At 65.9% G+C, this 17,372-nt stretch carries 18 protein-coding genes; 7 read left to right on the forward strand and 11 right to left on the reverse strand.

Translation table 11 applies throughout. The features are described from left to right. Positions 1-73 precede the first annotated feature (73 nt). Positions 74-1,315 (forward strand): NAD(P)/FAD-dependent oxidoreductase, encoded by a 1,242-nt coding sequence (locus tag M1D97_RS02590; RefSeq protein WP_456269191.1) that lies wholly within the window; start codon positions 74-76, stop codon positions 1,313-1,315. A gap of 60 nt (positions 1,316-1,375) precedes the next feature. Continuing rightward, positions 1,376-1,690, forward strand: coding sequence for a thioredoxin family protein (locus tag M1D97_RS02595; RefSeq protein WP_456269192.1), 315 nt, complete (start codon positions 1,376-1,378; stop codon positions 1,688-1,690). Between the two features lie 323 nt (positions 1,691-2,013). Here M1D97_RS02595 and M1D97_RS02600 read toward each other — a convergent pair whose 3' ends face one another. Further along, positions 2,014-3,516, reverse strand: a complete 1,503-nt coding sequence (locus tag M1D97_RS02600) for a PAS domain S-box protein (RefSeq protein WP_456269193.1) — start codon at positions 3,514-3,516, stop codon at positions 2,014-2,016. A 130-nt stretch (positions 3,517-3,646) separates the two neighbouring features. Between M1D97_RS02600 and M1D97_RS02605 the strand changes: the two genes are divergently transcribed. Further along, positions 3,647-4,261 carry a cyclodeaminase/cyclohydrolase family protein gene (locus M1D97_RS02605; RefSeq protein WP_456269194.1) on the forward strand — a complete coding sequence of 205 codons (615 nt, stop codon included), beginning with the start codon at positions 3,647-3,649 and terminating at the stop codon, positions 4,259-4,261. 7 nt (positions 4,262-4,268) lie between these two features. Here M1D97_RS02605 and M1D97_RS02610 read toward each other — a convergent pair whose 3' ends face one another. The 4 genes from M1D97_RS02610 to M1D97_RS02625 form a co-directional block, all read right to left on the reverse strand. Continuing rightward, complete coding sequence (locus M1D97_RS02610) at positions 4,269-5,672, reverse strand: PepSY-associated TM helix domain-containing protein (protein WP_456269195.1); 1,404 nt, start codon at positions 5,670-5,672, stop codon at positions 4,269-4,271. Between the two features lie 102 nt (positions 5,673-5,774). After that, positions 5,775-6,209 (reverse strand): DUF2946 domain-containing protein, encoded by a 435-nt coding sequence (locus M1D97_RS02615; protein WP_456269196.1) that lies wholly within the window; start codon positions 6,207-6,209, stop codon positions 5,775-5,777. Positions 6,210-6,386: 177 nt separating this feature from the next. Then, on the reverse strand, positions 6,387-6,692 hold the full coding sequence (locus M1D97_RS02620) for a hypothetical protein (protein WP_456269197.1): 306 nt from the start codon (positions 6,690-6,692) through the stop codon (positions 6,387-6,389). A 114-nt stretch (positions 6,693-6,806) separates the two neighbouring features. Further along, positions 6,807-7,916: a lipoprotein N-acyltransferase Lnb domain-containing protein gene (locus tag M1D97_RS02625; protein ID WP_456269198.1), complete on the reverse strand. Its 1,110-nt coding sequence runs from the start codon at positions 7,914-7,916 to the stop codon at positions 6,807-6,809. 127 nt (positions 7,917-8,043) lie between these two features. Between M1D97_RS02625 and M1D97_RS02630 the strand changes: the two genes are divergently transcribed. Both M1D97_RS02630 and M1D97_RS02635 read left to right on the forward strand, forming a co-directional pair. Continuing rightward, a complete protein-coding gene (locus tag M1D97_RS02630; RefSeq protein ID WP_456269199.1) occupies positions 8,044-8,514 on the forward strand; it encodes a DUF2243 domain-containing protein in 471 nt (156 codons plus the stop codon). Positions 8,515-8,534: 20 nt separating this feature from the next. Further along, positions 8,535-9,347 (forward strand): cytochrome c oxidase assembly protein, encoded by an 813-nt coding sequence (locus M1D97_RS02635; protein WP_456269200.1) that lies wholly within the window; start codon positions 8,535-8,537, stop codon positions 9,345-9,347. Positions 9,348-9,435: 88 nt separating this feature from the next. Here M1D97_RS02635 and M1D97_RS02640 read toward each other — a convergent pair whose 3' ends face one another. The 6 genes from M1D97_RS02640 to M1D97_RS02665 all read right to left on the reverse strand — a co-directional run bounded on the left by M1D97_RS02640 (position 9,436) and on the right by M1D97_RS02665 (position 15,020). Beyond that, positions 9,436-10,155, reverse strand: a complete 720-nt coding sequence (locus M1D97_RS02640) for a glycosyltransferase (protein WP_456269201.1) — start codon at positions 10,153-10,155, stop codon at positions 9,436-9,438. After that, positions 10,139-10,756, reverse strand: a complete 618-nt coding sequence (locus tag M1D97_RS02645) for an SAM-dependent methyltransferase (protein WP_456269202.1) — start codon at positions 10,754-10,756, stop codon at positions 10,139-10,141. The genes M1D97_RS02640 and M1D97_RS02645 overlap by 17 nt, the downstream gene beginning before the upstream one ends. Before the next feature lie 15 nt (positions 10,757-10,771). Next, positions 10,772-11,560 (reverse strand): PIG-L deacetylase family protein, encoded by a 789-nt coding sequence (locus M1D97_RS02650; RefSeq protein ID WP_456269203.1) that lies wholly within the window; start codon positions 11,558-11,560, stop codon positions 10,772-10,774. Beyond that, the gene (locus tag M1D97_RS02655; RefSeq protein WP_456269204.1) at positions 11,557-12,573 is read right to left on the reverse strand and encodes an acyl-CoA dehydrogenase family protein; all 1,017 of its coding nucleotides are present in this window, start codon (positions 12,571-12,573) and stop codon (positions 11,557-11,559) included. The genes M1D97_RS02650 and M1D97_RS02655 overlap by 4 nt, the downstream gene beginning before the upstream one ends. Before the next feature lie 323 nt (positions 12,574-12,896). Further along, positions 12,897-14,087: an endonuclease/exonuclease/phosphatase family protein gene (locus M1D97_RS02660; RefSeq protein WP_456269205.1), complete on the reverse strand. Its 1,191-nt coding sequence runs from the start codon at positions 14,085-14,087 to the stop codon at positions 12,897-12,899. Positions 14,088-14,273: 186 nt separating this feature from the next. After that, entirely contained in the window at positions 14,274-15,020 is a 747-nt protein-coding gene (locus M1D97_RS02665) for a C40 family peptidase (protein ID WP_456269206.1), read from the reverse strand. Between the two features lie 404 nt (positions 15,021-15,424). Here M1D97_RS02665 and thpD point away from each other — a divergent pair, with 404 nt between their 5' ends. Beyond that, positions 15,425-16,354, forward strand: a complete 930-nt coding sequence (gene thpD, locus M1D97_RS02670; protein WP_456269207.1) for an ectoine hydroxylase — start codon at positions 15,425-15,427, stop codon at positions 16,352-16,354. A gap of 167 nt (positions 16,355-16,521) precedes the next feature. After that, positions 16,522-17,184 carry a fumarylacetoacetate hydrolase family protein gene (locus M1D97_RS02675; protein WP_456270163.1) on the forward strand — a complete coding sequence of 221 codons (663 nt, stop codon included), beginning with the start codon at positions 16,522-16,524 and terminating at the stop codon, positions 17,182-17,184. Positions 17,185-17,372: the final 188 nt, after the last annotated feature.

Here is a 17,372-nt window from a genome sequence, read left to right on the forward strand (position 1 = left end):
TCAAGGCAGTGTCTCGTCGCGAGGATGGCATCGGCGTTGTTGAAGCGTCCTATTCGACAGTGCAGGAGGGAGCATGACAGGCCAGACCCCAGAGGCCCGGGAAGCCCGCCACGACGTTATTGTCATCGGTGGCGGCGCCGCCGGCATCGCCATTGCTCAGGGGCTTCGCCGGCGCGAGCCGCGCCTCGGGGTGGCCATCATCGATCCGGCCGAGCATCACGATTACCAGCCGGGCTGGACGCTGGTCGGCGGCGGGGTGTTCGACGCCGAAAGGACCCGAAAGACAATGGAGGCGGTACTGCCCGACGGCGTGGTCCGTTACGCGCAGGCGGCTGACGCGATCGATCCTGACCGGGGCGAGGTGCAGCTTTGTGATGGCCGCATGCTGCATTACCGGGCGCTGGTGGTGGCGCCGGGGCTCGAGCTTCACTGGGACGGCATCGATGGCCTCTCCGAGTCACTGGGCGCGCACGGCGTGACCTCCAATTATCGCTTTGACCTGGCGCCCTATACCTGGTCACTGGTGCAGGGGCTTCGCCAGGGCCGGGCGCTCTTTACCCAGCCGGCGATGCCGATCAAGTGTGCCGGGGCGCCGCAGAAGGCGATGTATCTGGCCTGCGATCACTGGCAGCGCCGCGGCGTGCTGGATGACATCAATGTGCAGTTTCATAACGCTGGCGGCGCGCTGTTCGGCGTGCCGGCCTATCTGCCGGCCCTGATGGACCATGTCGAGCGCTACGGCATCGGTCTCGAGTTTCATCAGCAGCTGGTGGCGGTAGACGGCCCCGGTGGGCAGGCCCACTTTCTGATTCACGGCGCCGATGGCCGCCAGCGCGAGCACGTTGAACCCTTTGATATGCTCCACGTGGTGCCGCCGCAGCGCGCCCCTGCACTGATCCGCGACAGCCGGCTGGCCAACGACGCCGGCTGGCTCGATCTGCACCCCCATACCCTGCAGCACCGTGATCACCCGGCCGTTTTCGGCGCCGGCGACGTCAGCGCCACACCCAATGCCAAGACGGCCGCTGCCGTGCGGGTGCAGGCGCCGATCGTGGCGGATAATGTCGTGGCGTATCTGCAGGGCGAGGCGCTGTCGGCGCGCTATCAGGGCTACGGGGCCTGTCCGCTGACGGTCGCCCGCGGCCGGGTGGTGCTCGCCGAGTTCGGCTATGGCGGCGAACTGATGCCGACCCTGCCGACGTGGCTCAACGACGGCCAGCGCGCCACGGCACTGGCCTGGCGGCTCAAGGCGCATCTGATGCCGGTCATCTACTGGCAGATGATGCTGAAAGGGCGCGAATGGCTGGTGTCATGATGCTGGCGCGGCATCGGCGTCATCCGTATTGAAACGACTCAACAGGACAGGAGAGAGCCCATGACCATGCCCGATAGCGTTGTGCCGGAAAGAGACGAGCTTGATGCCGACACCGGACCGGTAGTGGTGGAGTTCGGCACGCCCTGGTGTGGCTACTGCCGGGCCGCGCAGCCGTTGATCACCGAGGTGATCGATCGGGCGCCCGGCGTGCGCCATGTGCGCGTCGAGGATGGCAAGGGCAAGCGGCTGGGGCGGTCGTATCAGGTCAGGCTCTGGCCGACGCTGATCTTTTTAAAGGATGGCCGGGAGCGCGCGCGCTGCGTGCGTCCGGCGGATCGCGAGGCGCTTGAGCAGGCGCTTGCACACATTGTGTAGCCACGACCGCAGTGCGGTTCGCGAGAGGACCCGGCAGTGCCATCACTGGCATCCATGGCCTCCTGCCATGGGGCTCGTTCCTGAGCCCTGCCGGGTCGACGCGGGTATCGTCCCTGGCGCGTCCTGTCTTCCCTGGCGGTGGCCTGTCGGTTCTCCGGGCAGGCGCCGGGCCCGGGCGGCATGATTCCCTTCATCGGACAGGTCCGTCTGTCCGGGCGCCTTCCTGGCACCGTCCCGAGCCATGGCTACTATAGAAGGCGCGGTCATCGCCCCAATAGATGCAGATGCACGGATGGCCCGGGTGCATTTGCAGGGCGCGCCCCCTATCCCTTCGTCGGAGCGTGATCCAGCCCCTGGCGTCGCGCGACAATGATCGCTTCGCTGCGACTGTGGACTTCCAGCTTGCGATACAGCGAGGCGACATAGTTGCGCACGGTGCTGTGGGCCAGCGACAGCTCGCCGGCAATGCGCTTGTCGGACAGGCCCTGACACAGCAGGGCCAGCACGTCGCGCTCGCGCAGGCTGAGGCTGAGGCTGATGGTCGGTGACGCCGTGTCGGGGGCGGGTGCGTGAGAGAGGCGTACGCTGGCGAGCTTGTCGACCAGTGTACGGGTAAACCAGGAGGCGTCCTGCATGACGGTATCGATGGCGCTGAAAAGTTCTGCCTCGCTGCGCTTGCGCTCGGTAATGTCCACCAGCGTCAGCAGTACCCGGTCGCGCTCCTCGAGGCTGACCATGGTCGCCGAGATCAGCCAGGTCAGGTGCTCGCCGCCCGGACCGACCATGTTGCTCTCCAGCCCCTGGAGACGCTCGCCGGCCTCCAGCGCTGCGAGGATGCGGCGCCGCACGGCGGGCGGCAGGGGCGCATGGGCCTCCAGCGCGCCGGTGGCCGGAACGCCCGGGGCATACCCCAGGGCCTTGTTGAAGGCGTCGTTGACCTCCAGCAGCGCCAGGGTGTGATGGTCGGCCAGCACCGTGGGCACCGGCGACATGTGAAACAGCGTGGAAAACTGCGCTTCGCTGCGGCGCAGGGCGCTGCGGGCGCGCCGCGCCGGCTCGAGGTCGGTGAAGGTCAGCAGCATGCAGGTCTGCTGCTCGACCTCGATGGGCTGACCGGCCACCACCACGCACTTGCTCTCCCCGGTGGTGCCCGGGTGCAGCACCGCCTCCATGGGCGCAATCATCAGCCCCGCCTCCAGCCGGCGAATGGCCCGGTCGCGCTGGTCAGCGCCGGCAAAGACATCCAGCTCATAGAGTGAGCGACCCAGTACCGCCTCGCGGGCCAGACCGGTCATCTCCAGAAAGCCGTCGTTGACGCGGACAAAGCGCTGATCACGCAGACGACAGATCAGGGCCGGCGCCGGGTTGATGCTGAAAGACGTCTCGAAGCGCTCCTCGGCGCTGGCAAGCTCGGTAATGTCCTCGATGATCAGGGCGGCCACATGGGTGGTGGCATCCAGACTCAGCACCCGGCCGCGGACGCGATGCACCCGGCGCTGGTCCGGCGTTTCGGACAGGGCGATGTCGACGACGACATCGTCGAAGGGCTCGCCTGCCAGCAGGCGGGCGACCGGCGTGCGCCGTCGGTCATGCGGCGTTTTAAAGCGCAGCTGAAAGCGCTGGCGATACACCTCGAGGCTGGCGCCCAGGGCGTCGACGCGCGTGATCCCGTGCATGGCCAGCGCGGCCCGGTTGGCCCAGCGCAGCGCGCCGTCGCGGTCGAGCAGCATGACCCCTTCCCGCATCTCCTCGATCAGCGGCGACAGCGGCGAGGCGAAAAGATCGTCGGTGCAGGGCACATCGGTAATGGCGAGCTGATCGGACACGGCAACTCCCGGCGCATGAAAAACATCATGATGCAACGCGGCGGCGAGGCTGAACAGCACGCGATTGGTCGATATGCCCGCTATGCTTGAAACGCCTCGCCCGGCAGGGCGACCCATCTTCAGGAGCGGCATGACCATGACACAACAGGGCGAACGTCTCTGGCAGCATCGACTGAGCGATTTTCGTGACACCGTGGCCCGGGAGCCGATGCCCGGCTGTGGCGCCACGTCCGTGGTCAGTGCCGATCTGGGCCTGGCGCTGGTGCTCAAGGGGCTGCATCTGAGTCAGGACCATGACGCCAGCGCGCCGCGGCAGGCGCTGATCGAGGAGGGCGATTCGCTTAAAAAACGTCTCGCGCCGCTGGCCCAGAAGGATGTGGATGCCTTCGAGGCCTTCATGGCTGCCGTTGGCCGCGACAAGGGCGACGAGGGCCGTACGCAGGCCATTCATGACGCGGCTGATCACGCCGTTGAAGTGCCGCTCGAGACCGCGCAGCTGTGTGACGCGGCGCTGGCGCTGGCGCAGCAGGCCGGTGATCACATCGAAGCGCAGTTTGTCAGCGACGCCGTGGCCGGTGCCCGGCTGATCCACGCCGCGCTGCACGGCGTGCTGCTCAACGTGGGTGCCAACGCCGGTCAGCTCGGCAGCGACGCCGCCCGTGACCGGGCGCTGCACGCCCGCGATGGCCTGGCCCATCGCGCCGATGCCCTGCTGGCAACCATCACGACGGGCGCGTCGGACTGAGCCCCGGTCAACCCGTGGCCCGGGCGCGTCGTCGGCGCTGGGCCAGCGCGACCGCCCCGTCGATCACAATCAGCAGCACCAGACTGGCCCCCAGTACCGGCAGGGCCAGCCCCAGCAGCACGGCGGCGACGATGACCCCCAGTGCCGCCGGCCGCGGCGCCCGGGCCAGCGCCTGGATCAACGTGACCGGTGTCATGGCAGCGCTCGCCCGGGTCGGGCGGCGGCGCCACCACATGGCATAGCCCAGCACCAGCATGACCACCAGCGCACTGGCAAACACCACCAGCACCAGCTGGTTGATCACGCCGAACAGCACGCCCATGTGCAGATCAATGCCCCAGCGGGTCAGTTTGGCCGCCAGCGGGAAGGTCTCGAAACGGGTGCGATCGATCACGCTCATGGTGGCCGGATCGATGGCGGCTTCATCCACCTCGGTGGGCCATTCGCGGCCGATCTCTCGCACCTTCCAGGCGCTGCCCGGTCCGGCGGCCGGGGTAATCTCGATCCTGCCGGCCTCGAGGCCCTCATTGCGTGCGGCCGCCAGGACGCGGTCATACAGCGCCGGGTCGGAGGCGTGCTGCACCATTGCCATGCTGTGGTCGGCGTGGTCGGCGTGATCGGCGTGCGGTCCCTGATTGGCCGGCGTCACGCCGTCCAGATGGGTCGACACCGTCGGCGTCTGCCAGCCGAACATGTGGCGCAGCTCGCCGATGTTGTCGCCGGCATATTTCGACCAGGTCAGCCCCGTGGCGGAGAAGAACACGAAGCCGATCAGCGCCCAGGGGCCCAGTCGACTGTGCCAGTGACTGGCGCGCCGGCCGGTGGCCTGTTGGCCGGCACGCGCGGCGCTGCGCCGTCGCTTGAACCACAGCGCCAGCCCGCCGAGGGCGGCGATCCACAGCCAGGAGGCGGCCAGTTCGCTGTAGAACCGGCCCGGCTCGCCCAGCAGCAGGCTGCGGTGGAACTTGTCGATGGTGATGCGAAACGCTGAAATACCGCTGGTGCCGTAGACCGGCAGGGCGCCGCGCACCTCATTGGTGACCGGGTCGACAAACAGCGCCAGATGTTCCCACTGGCCCACGTCCGGGTCGGAGAACATGACGCGAGTGGTTTCGCCCGGGGCGGGCGCCGGGCGGACCGCCATGGGGGAGGCGTCACGGCCCAGCGCCTGTTGGGCAGCGCGGATCTGATCGGCCAGCGGCAGCGGCGTGCCATCCTCATGGCCGGTATAAAACTGCTCGTGATAGAGCGCTTGTTCGATCTGCGGGGTCAGGGCATAGACAATGCCGCTGAGCGCGACCACCAGCAGAAACGGCCCGACCAGCAGGCCGATGTAGAAATGCAGGCGGGCGATAAAGGCCCAGCCCCACGGTTTGCGGGCGGGTGATGAAACAGTAGCGGAATGTGTCATGACGGCACCTGTCAGGGCCATGGGCAGCGCGCCCATGGCATGACTCTGATCGGTCTCGCCTCGCGAAGGGCGGGGCGAAACGACGCGGTAGCGGATCAACGATCAGGCAGACAGGGGCGGGGCGCGCGACAGGGCGTTGGGAAAGTACGGATGGCGGGCGTGGCCGGCCAGGCGGGGCAGAACGGGCGCGGCTTCCGGCCCGGCCCGGCCGGGCGGCAGCACCAGCGCCGTCTCGACCATCAGCGGGCTGTGGGAGAGCAGCGAACAGTAGCCGCACTGGGCCAGATCGACATGGCCGGCCGGATGGGTCTCGCGCTGCTGGCCGGCGGTGGCCTGCTGGCTGTCATGCGCCTGCAGGGCCGTCATGACATGGCCGGCATGCATGCCGGCGGTGCGATCCTGCCAGGGCGGGAAGGCGGTGGCGCGCTCACGCTCGTGGGCCAGCGCCAGTGTCTGCGACAGCACCGGGGCCAGAAAGATCACCAGCATGGCGGCCAGGGCCAGCCAGGCCGGAAACGAGCAGCGCAGACGAGTCATGAGGGGGCGAGGGTCGCGTCTGGAAATGGATCGTTCACGATCCGTAACCTTAACGCAAACCGGCACCGGAGAACATCCCGGGCGGGCAGGGGTGACCTGGGTGGCGCTGAATGGCGGCAGGCGGGTGACCGGTAATGCCGACGGGCAACATCACGGCCCGGCAGCGGCAAGCGTGGCCTAATCGGCCAGGGGAGTGGCGCTGATTGTCAGCGGTACTGTCGTCGGCGTCTCGCTGTCATCGATGCCCCTGAGCGTTGCCGGGGCATGAAGGGGCACGGTATTGGGCGAGGCATCGAACGATTCGTTGGCCGCGCCGATGATCAGGCGACGGCGTTCGAAGGCGAGATCGCTGCGACGCCCCAGATAGGTCTCGCAGTCCCGGCAGTACACGGGATCCTCGACCGGGCGCATATGGCCGGATCGGACGGTAATGCGTCGGCTGCCACAGTGGAAACAGCGGACATTGATGTCTGTGGGCCTCATGAAATACCTCTGTCATTTAGTTACACATGTTATTTGATAATGCGCACTCTCCCCAGCATGAAATTGCCTTTTCATACTTCGAGCTCAGGCCCCTGAACCGTTCATTTCAAGTCTTTAATGCTCGGGGCGGGCGGGGCCCTGATTGTCGGTCATGTCCGAACGCATGAGATGCCCATCCGGTGCCGGCACGCCGTTGCGAATCATGGCGGAAAAGCCGGGAGCGGTGTGGCCCTGGTTATCGGCCGCCTGCGCCCGAAAGTTGATATATCCACGCGACTTTAGTTCATCCATCGAGCGGGAGGTGTCCAGTGCATCAAGGTCATACAGATAGCCGGGCAGATAGCCCGACAGCAGCAGGCGGTAGTCACCCGGCAGGCCGGGGATGATGCGCTGGACCATGTCAAAGACCAGGGTGGTGCAGTTGCTGGTCAGCGTGTTGTAGAAGGCCGGTGTATCGCGCAGTTCATCGGCCTGGTCGAGATAGGCGAGAAAGAGCTTTCGGGCGGCGTCATCGGGCAGGGCCACCCGATAGAGATAGACGTCCTCATGACGCACGTTGGAGCGGGTGCGCACGATGTCGCGCTCGTCGGCAGCGATCAGCGCCAGCTCGAACTGCTTGAAAAAACCGCCGATGGCGGAGAAGGTTTCACCGCGCTGGCGGCGGATCTCGACCGAGAACACCAGTTGGCGGCCGTCCGCGAAGCCGAAGCTGACCAGCGTATGGGCGATGGCCGGCCCCATCCAGTAGGAGACGATCAGGTCGGTGGATTCAAGCTCGGAGAGATCGTAGGTACGCTGCTCCCATCGCTGGGTGTAGCGATCCCGGGTGTGCCAGTCGAAGTGGCGTACGTTGTCGATCGTGACCCGATCGCCCTGAATCTCGGCGCGCGGCAGGTGCGCCATGTCATCGGCCCAGTCCCGATCGCCGTGCGGGGGAATGGTCTGCCACCAGAGCAGCAGGATCAGGCTCGCCACGAGCCATGCGCCCTGCACGGCGTGCACTCGGCGCCGGGTGGCGGCAACGCTCAGCGTGGCCAGCGCCGCGGCCGGACCGAGAAGCCCCCAGCCGGCAATGACTGCCATCACCACGGGCGCGGGGCCGGGCAGCTGGTACCACAGCGCCAGCGCGCCCCACAGGGTGGCCAGCACGATAAACAGCGCGGCGACAGCGCGCCATGTCCAGCGCAGGACAGGGCGCCACCCGCGTCGTAAGGGGGAGAGCATGACAGGGCTCCGATCAGCGACAACAGTCAAATTTTTGCGCCGCGCATGATGTCGGATCTGCCGTCATGCGCCAGGCTTGAGGCGAGAATAACGCATTGCCCGGATCAGAGCCTGTCAGGAGAGCGCCATGGCCGTACAGTCCCCCGTTGCCCCGGATATTCGCCGCACCATGATCGCCGCCATTCTGCTGGGCATCGGCTTCATGGCAGCCATCGATGAGATCATCTTTCACCAGATACTGGCCTGGCATCACTTCATCGATACCGGTTCGACCGCGCTGGCGCTGGCCTCCGATGGCATCCTGCATACCATGGAGCTGGTGCTTTTTATCGTGGGCGCGTTCATGATGATCGAACTGCATGGACGGCGCGCCCAGGCCCCCGGCTATCGCAACCCCGGTTTTTTGCTGGGCATGGGCGGTTTTCAGACCTTTGACGGCATCGTCGATCACAAGATTCTGGGGCTGCACCAGGTGCGCTACGTCGAGCATGTCTGGCTCTATGACATCGCCTGGATCGGCACGGGCCTGATCCTGCTGGTGATCGGCTGGAAGCTGTTGCAGCGCGCCCGTCAGGGGCAGGCGACCAGCCAGCACTGATCCGCTGACATCATTACGCCATGAACGCCCCTTCGACGGCGCACGACGCCATGGCCATGGGCGCGACCGCCGCGGTCGCGCTGCCGGTGATCGCGCTGTTATGGCTGGCCTATCTCGCCGGCGTGTGGCGCACGCGCCGGCAAAAGCCCTGGCCCCGGTGGCGCACTGCACTGTTCACTGCCGGCTGTGCCACGCTGGCCGTGGCGTTTGCGCCTGATCTCATGCACGCCGCGCACCAGGACGTGCGCATGCACATGGTGGTGCATCTGCTGCTGGGCATGTTCGCCCCGCTCGGGCTGGTGTTTGCCGCACCCATGACGCTGCTTTTGCGCAACCTGCCGCCCGGCGGCGCCCGGGCGCTGGTGCGCTTTCTGGGCACCCGGCCAGTTCGCGTGCTGACCCATCCCGTCACGGCCGCGATACTCGATATCGGCGGCATGTACCTGCTCTACATGACCTCGCTGTACGCGCAGAGCCTGCACAGTCTCTGGCTGGCCAACTTTCTGCATCTGCACTTCGTGATCTCGGGCACGCTGTTCACCTGGGCGATCGCCGGGCCCGACCCGGCGCCGCATCGTCCGCGCTGGCGCACGCGCATGGCGGTGCTGTGTGTTGCCATGGCCGCCCATGCCACGCTGGGCAAGCTGTTGTATGCCTTCGAGTTTCCCCGCGGCACCGGCGCCGGGGTCGAGGAGCTTCAGCAGGCGGCGGTGTGGATGTACTACTGGGGCGATCTGGCCGAAGCCGTGCTGGTGGCGGTACTGATGCTGGTCTGGCTGCGCCGGCGCCGACGCATGGCGCGCTCCGGCGCCGCGGACCTCAGTGCGGCCTGATGGGCGCCATTGCGGGTCGATGATCGCGGCAAAAAGGCGTAAACTGCGCCGCAAATTGCTTACGCCCTCCATGACCCGCGCGCCGGAGTCAGCCGGTTTCCGGCACGTTCGGGGCGGCCGGGGCGTATGCCAGCGCGTGCAGCAGGGCCCCCAGCCCCTCGGGCGCCCGGGCCTGACTCCGGGCGCTGGTCATGACCCGCAGTTCGGGGGCCCAGCTGATGCTGCCGCCGGCGGCCAGGTGGCGTTCGATCAGATCGACGTCCTCATGACAGCGCAGCGGCCGAAAACCGCCCAGATGCTGATAGGCCGCCATGCTGAGCCCCAGGTTGGCACCGTGGATGTGCTGCTGCTCGACGTTTCGACGCTGGTGCGCCAGATAGCGCGCGCGCAGCGCCGGTGACAGCCCCTGCCACTGATCCAGATGGACCCCGCCGCAGACGGCGTCGGTCCCCAGGCGGCACTGGGCGCTTAGCCAGGTGTCGGGCACGCAGGTGTCGGCATCGGTAAAGGCCAGCCAGTCAATGCCCGCCGGCAGGACCTGCACGCCGGCGTGGCGGGCCACCCCCACATTGCCGGCGGTCACGCTGACCACGGTAATGGCATGCCGCGCGGCGATGTCTTCGATCGCTGAGGCCGAGCCGTCCCGACAGCTGTCCAGCACCACCACCAGCGTGACCTCATGGCCGAGCCCGCGGGCATGGTCGGCGGTGCGACACAGCGAGGCAAGACACGCTGGCAGGTGCTGCTCTTCATTGTGGGCGGGGACGACCACGCCGATGCGCGCCGGGTCTTCAGGGCGTGTTGTCATGGTCATCCTCCTGCCGCGAAGCCACCGGCGAGAGCGTGCGCTGCCAGAGGTCGATCCGGGTATCGCTGTCCTCGTAGTGGCCGTGATGGGCGTAGCCCAGCCGCTCGTGAAGCGTTGCATGAACGCTGTCGGCGTCCAGGTCGCTGCCGTCGATGGGGTGGCGCCAGTGGCAGGCCAGCAGCTCGCCGTCATCGCTTAACGAGGCATCGATGCGCTCGCACAGCGTCTCCAGCGCCTCACGGCCCAGGTAGTACCCCATCTCGCTGATCACGATCAGATCGAAACGGCCTTCCGGCCACTGCTCGGGGATGGCGCCACAGGTGATGCTGACATGGGGCTGGCCCTCGAGCGCCTCGCAGGCGCGGGCCACGGCGCTGTCGCTGACATCCTGCAGCCACAGGGCGTCGCAGCGCGTGGCAAGTGCGTCGCTGAGTACGCCGATGGAGCAGCCTGGCTCGAAGGCGCGGCGATAGCGCTGGCGGGTCAGCATCGCCATGGTCAGATCGCGTTTGCGCCGTTCGTACCAGCGGGTGTGGTAGCGCCACGGATCAGCGTGACGGGCGTGCAGCTGCTCAAAGGCCCGAGCGTCCAGACGGGTCATGGGCATCGCCTCCGGTCAGTCATGCGCGCCATCACGTGGCGTGGTCATGAAGAGAACTTCGCAAGGGCGCATCAGGCGCTCGAGCACGTGATCGGGCAGAATCGGTGCCTGCCCGGTGTCGGGGTCGATCGTCAGCTGGCTGTCGTGGGCACGGATGGCGGTCCACTTGCGGCTCAGCATGTCGCCCGTCAGTGTCAGGCGCCGGGCCAGCGCCCAGGGGACGCGGGTATCGCCGGGGGCGGCCCAGTGCCAGGTCCAGATCGGAATTTCGATCAGCCGCGCACCCGTGATTTCGCAGGCCCGAGCGCAGGCACGTCCGGTGGCTTCGTGGTCGGGATGGCCGTCCCCGCGCCAGGTGGTGAGAACCACATGGTCTGGGGTGAGCCGTGCGGTGAGATGCTCGACCAGCGTCGCTTCGTGGTGCGCCACGGCGGTGTCCGGCAGCCCGAGGCGTACCACGGTGGTCTGTTGCTCGCAGCCCAGCCGCGACAGTGCCTCGAGACTCTCCAGCGGTCGCTGCCGGGCCAGCCGTTCGGGCGTCCAGTGCGTCGATCCGGCGTGGCTGGCCGTGCCGTCGGTGACGGCCATCAGGTCCATGGTGTGGCCGGCGGCGGCCAGCTGCTGCATGAGGCCGGCAAAGCCCAGGGTTTCGTCATCGGGGTGAGGCGCCACGATGACGGCGCGCTGACCCGGCTCCACCAGGGCCTCAGGCGTGACAGAGGGCATCGTCGCCAGTCCGCCCCACGCCTGCCAGGCGGCTTCGGGCGTGCCGCCGCCTTCGATACGACGATCATCGACACTCATAATGGCCACTCGTGATCCGCATCGGCGCAGAGCCGGCCCAGGGCGCTCAGATCGCGCTCGGCGTGGCTCTGGCGCAGATAGACCGGCAGGTCGGCCATCATGCGGGCAAAGCGGCGGTCGCGGCAGAAGGGGCCGGCGCCCAGCGCCCGGCCGCAGTGCGTGATGATCTGCTCGACGCTGTGTTCGATCAGGGCGCGGGTGCGCAGGGCCAGCGCCTGATGGTCATCATCGGGAGCGGCATCGATACGCTCGGCGGCGTCGCGCAGCGCGGTCAGGCCGGCCTGCAGCGCCACATCGACGTGGCCCAGGTGCGCCGTCATGAATGGGTCATCCCGTCGCGTGGCGGCCTTCGCCTGCAGCGCACGGGCCAGGGCGTGTGCGCCGCCCAGCCAGCAGGCGGCAATGCCGGCGCCGCCCTGCCAGAAGCCGGGGCGGTCGAGGTAGGCGTTGGGCGGACCGATCAGCGTGGCCCGGGCATTGTCAAAATCGACCTCAACGCTGGCAGTGGCCTGCATGCCGACCGCCTGCCAACCCCGGTCGGTCACGGTGACACCGGGCTGATCCAGCGCCACCGCGGCCAGGCGTTGCTGGTCCGCCTGCCAGACGGTCATCAGGGCGTGACTGACGATCGGCGCGCCGGAACACCACGCCTTGGTGCCGTTGAGGGTGATCTGCCCCGCATCGTCATCGCTTGCATGAACCCGGGCCTGCGGCGGCTCGGCGGCCCACATGGCCCAGCGGGCGTTCGCTGGCGCGGCAGGCATGGCGTCAAGCTCTGTCATGATCGCCAGCCCGTCGGTATGACCTTCATAAAGCTTGATCAGCGCCAGATCATGACCGGCCACCCGGTAGAGGGCGCGCCATCGCGACAGCGTCTCGCCGGCGCCGGGCAGGGGAAGAGGGTCCAGCGCAATCAGTTGATCCAGCGATGCGGCCAGCGCACTGATGTGTTCGGCAGGCGTGTCGTGACATGCCAGCACGGCCTCCAGGCGCCGGAGAAGCGGGGCTCCCATGAAAACTCCTTGTTCTGCCTGTCATGGGCGATCCGTGCCCGATCAAAACAACAGGGGAAACATTGAAGGTAGTCGCCGGGCGGCCGGGCCATCTTGCCGGGCGTTAAGAAGTTGCACTCGGATACAAAAAGGGCTGCCCGGTGGCAGCCCCGGCGGGTCTGATAAAGGGGGCGTTGACATTATCGATGTCGATGACAGCTCCCGAGCCGGGCGCTTCAAGAACCTGGTGTGATCGGTTCAGCGGCTGAAAAGGGGGATGGAAACAGCGCATGACGTCAAAAGGCCACCCGCATCAATGCCGGGGTGGCCTTCATATCGATGGCTCAGTTGCTTACGCCATGCTCGCTGGCATCCTCGGCGCCTTCCTCGATCAGTTCCTCGGCCTTTTGGTGTTCCTGCTCTGACGCCTCGGGCGCTGCCTGATCCTTTCTTGCCGCCGTCAATGTTGTCGTGATGGCGAAATGATCCGAGCCCTTGAGCTCTACCCGATCCAGATGGACGAGCTCAAAGCCGTCAGAGACAAACATGTGATCGATCGGGTAGCGCCACAAGGGATAGGCGGTGTGATAAGTGCTCAACAGGGCTCTGCCGCGGCGCGGATCCTTGAGATCGCTCAGATCGCTGAACAGCCGGGTGGTATCGGACCATGCCACATCGTTGAAATCGCCGGTAACGATCCAGCGATTGTCCGGATCCTGCTGGACCCGGCGGGCAATGAGCATGACTTCAGCGTCGCGAACCCGGCTGTCACGGCGCTCGGTCGTTTCATCATTGTATGCAATACGATCCTTCAATCCCGGGGGGACCGGATGAATGCCGGCGTAGCGTACGGGGCCGATGCCCGGAATATCCACCGTGGCAAGAATGGAGGGGCGACGTTCGGAGACAAGGTGCGCCACTTCCTGTTCCTGCAGGGGAAAGCGTGACCAGAGCATGATGCCCAGCCCTTCGCCGCGCACCTCACCGATACGATACTCATAGTCTTCGTTCAACGGTGCCAGTCCCTGCTTCCACGCTTCATCGACCTCGATCAACAGCACCAGATCGGGATCCTCACGCCGGATCAAATCCACTGCTTCGGCATAGCGGTCATTTTCGTAGTCGACGTTGGCGGTCAGGGCCTTGAACGTGGATTGTTGCTCTAGGGCACGGGCATCGGCCGAGGCCACTTCCTTTGGCCAGACGGGCGTAAAGGGCAGGATATGCGACGCTTGCCATCCGCCTGTCACCAGTAGCAAGGACAGCCACACCGCATGTTCCCGTCGCGGCTTTTTGAGCCAGGCATGCAGCCCCAGCAGCAACAGCGTTATCGCCAGTATCAGAGTCAGCTGTAACCGTGGAAACTCCCAGAGTGTGATGAACCACTGGCCGCTGGGGATTTCAGGGAGCAGGCTGACGACGATCAGCAGCAGCGTCAGTACACGAACAATCCAGAATAGAATCCTTGAAAACATCATGTTGCTCAAACGTGACAGGGCGGCATGACGAAGACAGCTGCCTGATGAGGATGGCATCCTGCTTCCGGCAGTCATCAGGCGGTCCCGGCAGGGCGTACAACATCGCTTTGTTGCCGGGTTTCATTTTGAAACAAAATAGACGGTTGTCGAGCAGAACAACACCATTCGAGCCTTTTCCGGCAGCGCGCCGGCAGAAAAATTCCGGCGGTGCTGCTCGGGTATGATCAGGCGTGAAACGTGCGGCTAGCGCGAGGCCAGCTGGCGCACGGTGTCGCCGGTCAAAAGGCGGCGCGCGCCCAGGTAGTGGCGCTGCCAGTAATTGCCGGAAAGCGAGCTGATACGGATGTTCTCGCCGGTGCGCGGGGCCTGAATGAATTTGCCATCGCCCAGGTAGACGCCGACATGGTCGGCGGCGCTGTCGGCCCTGATGCGGAAAAAGACCAGATCACCGCGCTTGAGCGAGTCGGTGGCCACCGGGGTCGATCTTGACCAGTGGTACATGCCGTTGGCGGTTCGCGGCAGCTCGCCGGAGAGCAGATCGCGAAAGGCGTAATAGATCAGCCCGCTGCAATCAAAGCCGGCCTGGGGGGTGGTGCCGCCCCACAGGTAGGGTCGGCCGAGCTGATCCATGACGGTGTCCATGGCGCGGGCCATGGCGACGTCGCCGGGCTGGTCGATCTCTTCGTTGAAGGCGTATTTCTTGTAGTTGAAGTTATCCACACCCGGGGCGACGCCTTCCGGCAGCAGCGAGCGCCCCTGAGCAACGGCGCGCTTGCGCTCCTGCTCCGACATGCCGAGGCGTTCGGCGCGCGCCTGTTCGCGCTTGCGCTTGGCGCGCAGCTCGCTGGCGGTGCCGTGTTCCGGCTGAATCAGCTGACGGGCGTGCGCCTGCGGGGTGGCCAGCGGCAGGGCGGTAATCAGCAGCGCTGTCATTACCATCCCGGCCGAAAGCCGGTTCAGGGCGCAGCGCAGAGCAGTGTGAAATGGCATGTGAGGACTCATGAAATCGGTGTCGTGTCGGAAAATGGACCGATCACGCCATCGGCGTGCGGTCGGGGATCACGGCAGCGTTATTGATAACATCCGGACGGGGCCGGGGAACATGATCGATACGCGCATCCCGGCGGTGCGCCCGCTCGGGGCAGTTCGCGAATAACCTGGGTTATGGAAGGTCGGAGGGTGGCATGTTCACGTGGTGGCCCTCGAGCGGTGTGTCAAACGATGGACACGCCCGCTGGAGGGTATCTGAAATGCTCAGGCGATGGTCACACACTGCCGACGTTTCGAGACCCGGAGCATTCATCCGCGAGCGCGAGCCGCGCCGGATATCATAGCGCCTGCAGAGGGCGACGTCAGGCAGGAAGCCGTCGTATTGTATTGATCAAGGAGATCATATGTCCGCCGTACACGCACAGCGTCACAATACCCTGATGGAGGACCCGTACCCTACGCGCCTGGCGACCTCGCCCGAGCGCAACTGGCTGCCGCGTCAGGAAGACATCCTGCGCGGGCCGGAGGAAGGGCCGCTGACCAGCGAGCAGCGTGAGGCGTTTCGCCAGAAGGGATTTGTCTTTATCCCCGGTTTTCTGGACGAGGAAGAGCTGGCCGAGTATCAGCACGAGCTCAATGCCCTGCTCGAGCGCGATGACTACCGCGATCAGGACTTCACCATCACCGAGCCGAGCAGCAACGACATTCGCTCGATCTTTGCCATGCATTTTCTCTCGGAAAAATTCGGCCGGCTCGCGCAGTCGCCGAAGCTGGTCAAGAGTGTCGAGCAGCTCATCGGTGAGGATGTCTACGTGATGCAGGGGCGCATCAACTACAAGCCCGGCTTTGAAGGCAAGGGCTTTGACTGGCATTCCGACTTCGAGACCTGGCACGCCGAGGACGGCATGCCGCGCATGAATGCCATCAGCGCCTCGATCGTGCTCACCGACAATCACGAGTTCAATGGTCCCCTGATGCTGATTCCGGGCTCGCACGAGAAGTTCGTGCCCTGCATCGGCGAGACGCCGGAGGACAACCACAAGCGCTCGCTGAAAAAGCAGGAGGCGGGGGTGCCGGGGCGCGAGGCGCTGGCCGAGCTGGTCGCCGAGCACGGCATCGAGGCACCCAAGGGCCGCGCCGGGGGGCTTTTGCTGTTTGACTGCAACACGCTGCACGGCTCCAACGCCAACATGTCGCCCGATGCCCGCAGCAATATCTTTTTTGTCTTCAATCGACGCGATAACGCGCTCGATACGCCGTTCGCGGCCAAAAAGCATCGCCCCGACTTCCTGGCCCATACGCCGGACGGTCGCTGGCGCGATCTGACCCTGTAGGCCTGTCCGGTGCAGGCCGTATCGTAACGGCGGGCCTTCAGAAACCGCCGTGCGATACAAGGGACGAAAGCGGCAGGGCGCGTATCGCGCTTTGCCGCTTTTTCATGGGTGTGATAAAGCTTTTGCTGCATCAACAGCAGTGCATGGATCTTCAAGAGGAACAGACCATGGCCTTCCAGCCCGGTTTTACCGATGGACGCTCATTCGGCGCGCCTCTGGGCAAGATTGTCTGCGTCGGGCGCAACTACGCCGCCCATGCCCGGGAGCTCAACAACGAGGTGCCCACCGCGCCGCTTTTGTTCATCAAGCCGGCCACCAGCGCTACCGCCATGACAGAGCGCATCAGGGTGCCGCGCCATCTGGGCGAGGTGCATTTCGAGACCGAGGTGGCGCTTTTGATTCACGGCCGGCTGTGCCGCGCCCGCCCGGAAGCGGTGCTCGATGCGGTCGCCGGTGTCGGGCTGGCGCTGGATCTGACCCTGCGCGATGTCCAGTCACGGCTCAAGGACAAGGGCCACCCCTGGGAGCGGGCCAAGGGCTTTGACGGCGCCTGCCCCCTGAGCGATTTCGTGCCCTTTGATGCCGAAACGATGAACCTGGATGATTTGCACTTTACCCTGACCATCGACGGCGAGCGCCGCCAGACCGGGCATACCGCCATGATGCTGTTCAACATGGCCGGGCTGCTGTCGGAGATATCGCATGCGTTTACCCTCGAACCCGGGGATGTGATCCTGACCGGCACGCCGGAAGGGGTCGGTGCCCTGCCCGAGGGGGCGCGTCTGGCGCTGACCCTGAACGGCCATTTCGACATCGCCGGGCGCAGCTGATTTCGTGCACAACCGGGCTGGGCGTATACTCGATATCCTGTACCGGGCCTGACACCCGGTCGCGCTATCCGCGCAGCGTGTGTCGTCCGCTCCCGAGGATCCGGGAACGCCCGGGCGACATGCTCCTGTCGATGCCGACAGGCGTTGTGAACGCACGCCACCATGGCCCTGCCGTGTCGCTATCGACA

Source organism: Kushneria sp. AK178 (assembly GCF_053903105.1).

What these genes read in the sequence shown, in the direction of transcription:
- M1D97_RS02645 (WP_456269202.1), bottom strand. Translation starts at nt 10,756, where the DNA reads ATGACCCGTCTGGACGCTCGGGCCTTTGAGCAGCTGCACGCCCGTCAC.
- M1D97_RS02615 (WP_456269196.1), bottom strand. Translation starts at nt 6,209, where the DNA reads ATGACTCGTCTGCGCTGCTCGTTTCCGGCCTGGCTGGCCCTGGCCGCC.
- M1D97_RS02635 (WP_456269200.1), top strand. Translation starts at nt 8,535, where the DNA reads ATGAACGCCCCTTCGACGGCGCACGACGCCATGGCCATGGGCGCGACC.
- M1D97_RS02650 (WP_456269203.1), bottom strand. Translation starts at nt 11,560, where the DNA reads ATGAGTGTCGATGATCGTCGTATCGAAGGCGGCGGCACGCCCGAAGCC.
- M1D97_RS02620 (WP_456269197.1), bottom strand. Translation starts at nt 6,692, where the DNA reads ATGAGGCCCACAGACATCAATGTCCGCTGTTTCCACTGTGGCAGCCGA.
- M1D97_RS02675 (WP_456270163.1), top strand. Translation starts at nt 16,522, where the DNA reads ATGGCCTTCCAGCCCGGTTTTACCGATGGACGCTCATTCGGCGCGCCT.
- M1D97_RS02590 (WP_456269191.1), top strand. Translation starts at nt 74, where the DNA reads ATGACAGGCCAGACCCCAGAGGCCCGGGAAGCCCGCCACGACGTTATT.
- M1D97_RS02660 (WP_456269205.1), bottom strand. Translation starts at nt 14,087, where the DNA reads ATGCCATCCTCATCAGGCAGCTGTCTTCGTCATGCCGCCCTGTCACGT.
- thpD (WP_456269207.1), top strand. Translation starts at nt 15,425, where the DNA reads ATGTCCGCCGTACACGCACAGCGTCACAATACCCTGATGGAGGACCCG.
- M1D97_RS02630 (WP_456269199.1), top strand. Translation starts at nt 8,044, where the DNA reads ATGGCCGTACAGTCCCCCGTTGCCCCGGATATTCGCCGCACCATGATC.
- M1D97_RS02605 (WP_456269194.1), top strand. Translation starts at nt 3,647, where the DNA reads ATGACCATGACACAACAGGGCGAACGTCTCTGGCAGCATCGACTGAGC.
- M1D97_RS02665 (WP_456269206.1), bottom strand. Translation starts at nt 15,020, where the DNA reads ATGCCATTTCACACTGCTCTGCGCTGCGCCCTGAACCGGCTTTCGGCC.
- M1D97_RS02625 (WP_456269198.1), bottom strand. Translation starts at nt 7,916, where the DNA reads ATGCTCTCCCCCTTACGACGCGGGTGGCGCCCTGTCCTGCGCTGGACA.
- M1D97_RS02640 (WP_456269201.1), bottom strand. Translation starts at nt 10,155, where the DNA reads ATGACAACACGCCCTGAAGACCCGGCGCGCATCGGCGTGGTCGTCCCC.
- M1D97_RS02655 (WP_456269204.1), bottom strand. Translation starts at nt 12,573, where the DNA reads ATGGGAGCCCCGCTTCTCCGGCGCCTGGAGGCCGTGCTGGCATGTCAC.
- M1D97_RS02595 (WP_456269192.1), top strand. Translation starts at nt 1,376, where the DNA reads ATGACCATGCCCGATAGCGTTGTGCCGGAAAGAGACGAGCTTGATGCC.
- M1D97_RS02610 (WP_456269195.1), bottom strand. Translation starts at nt 5,672, where the DNA reads ATGACACATTCCGCTACTGTTTCATCACCCGCCCGCAAACCGTGGGGC.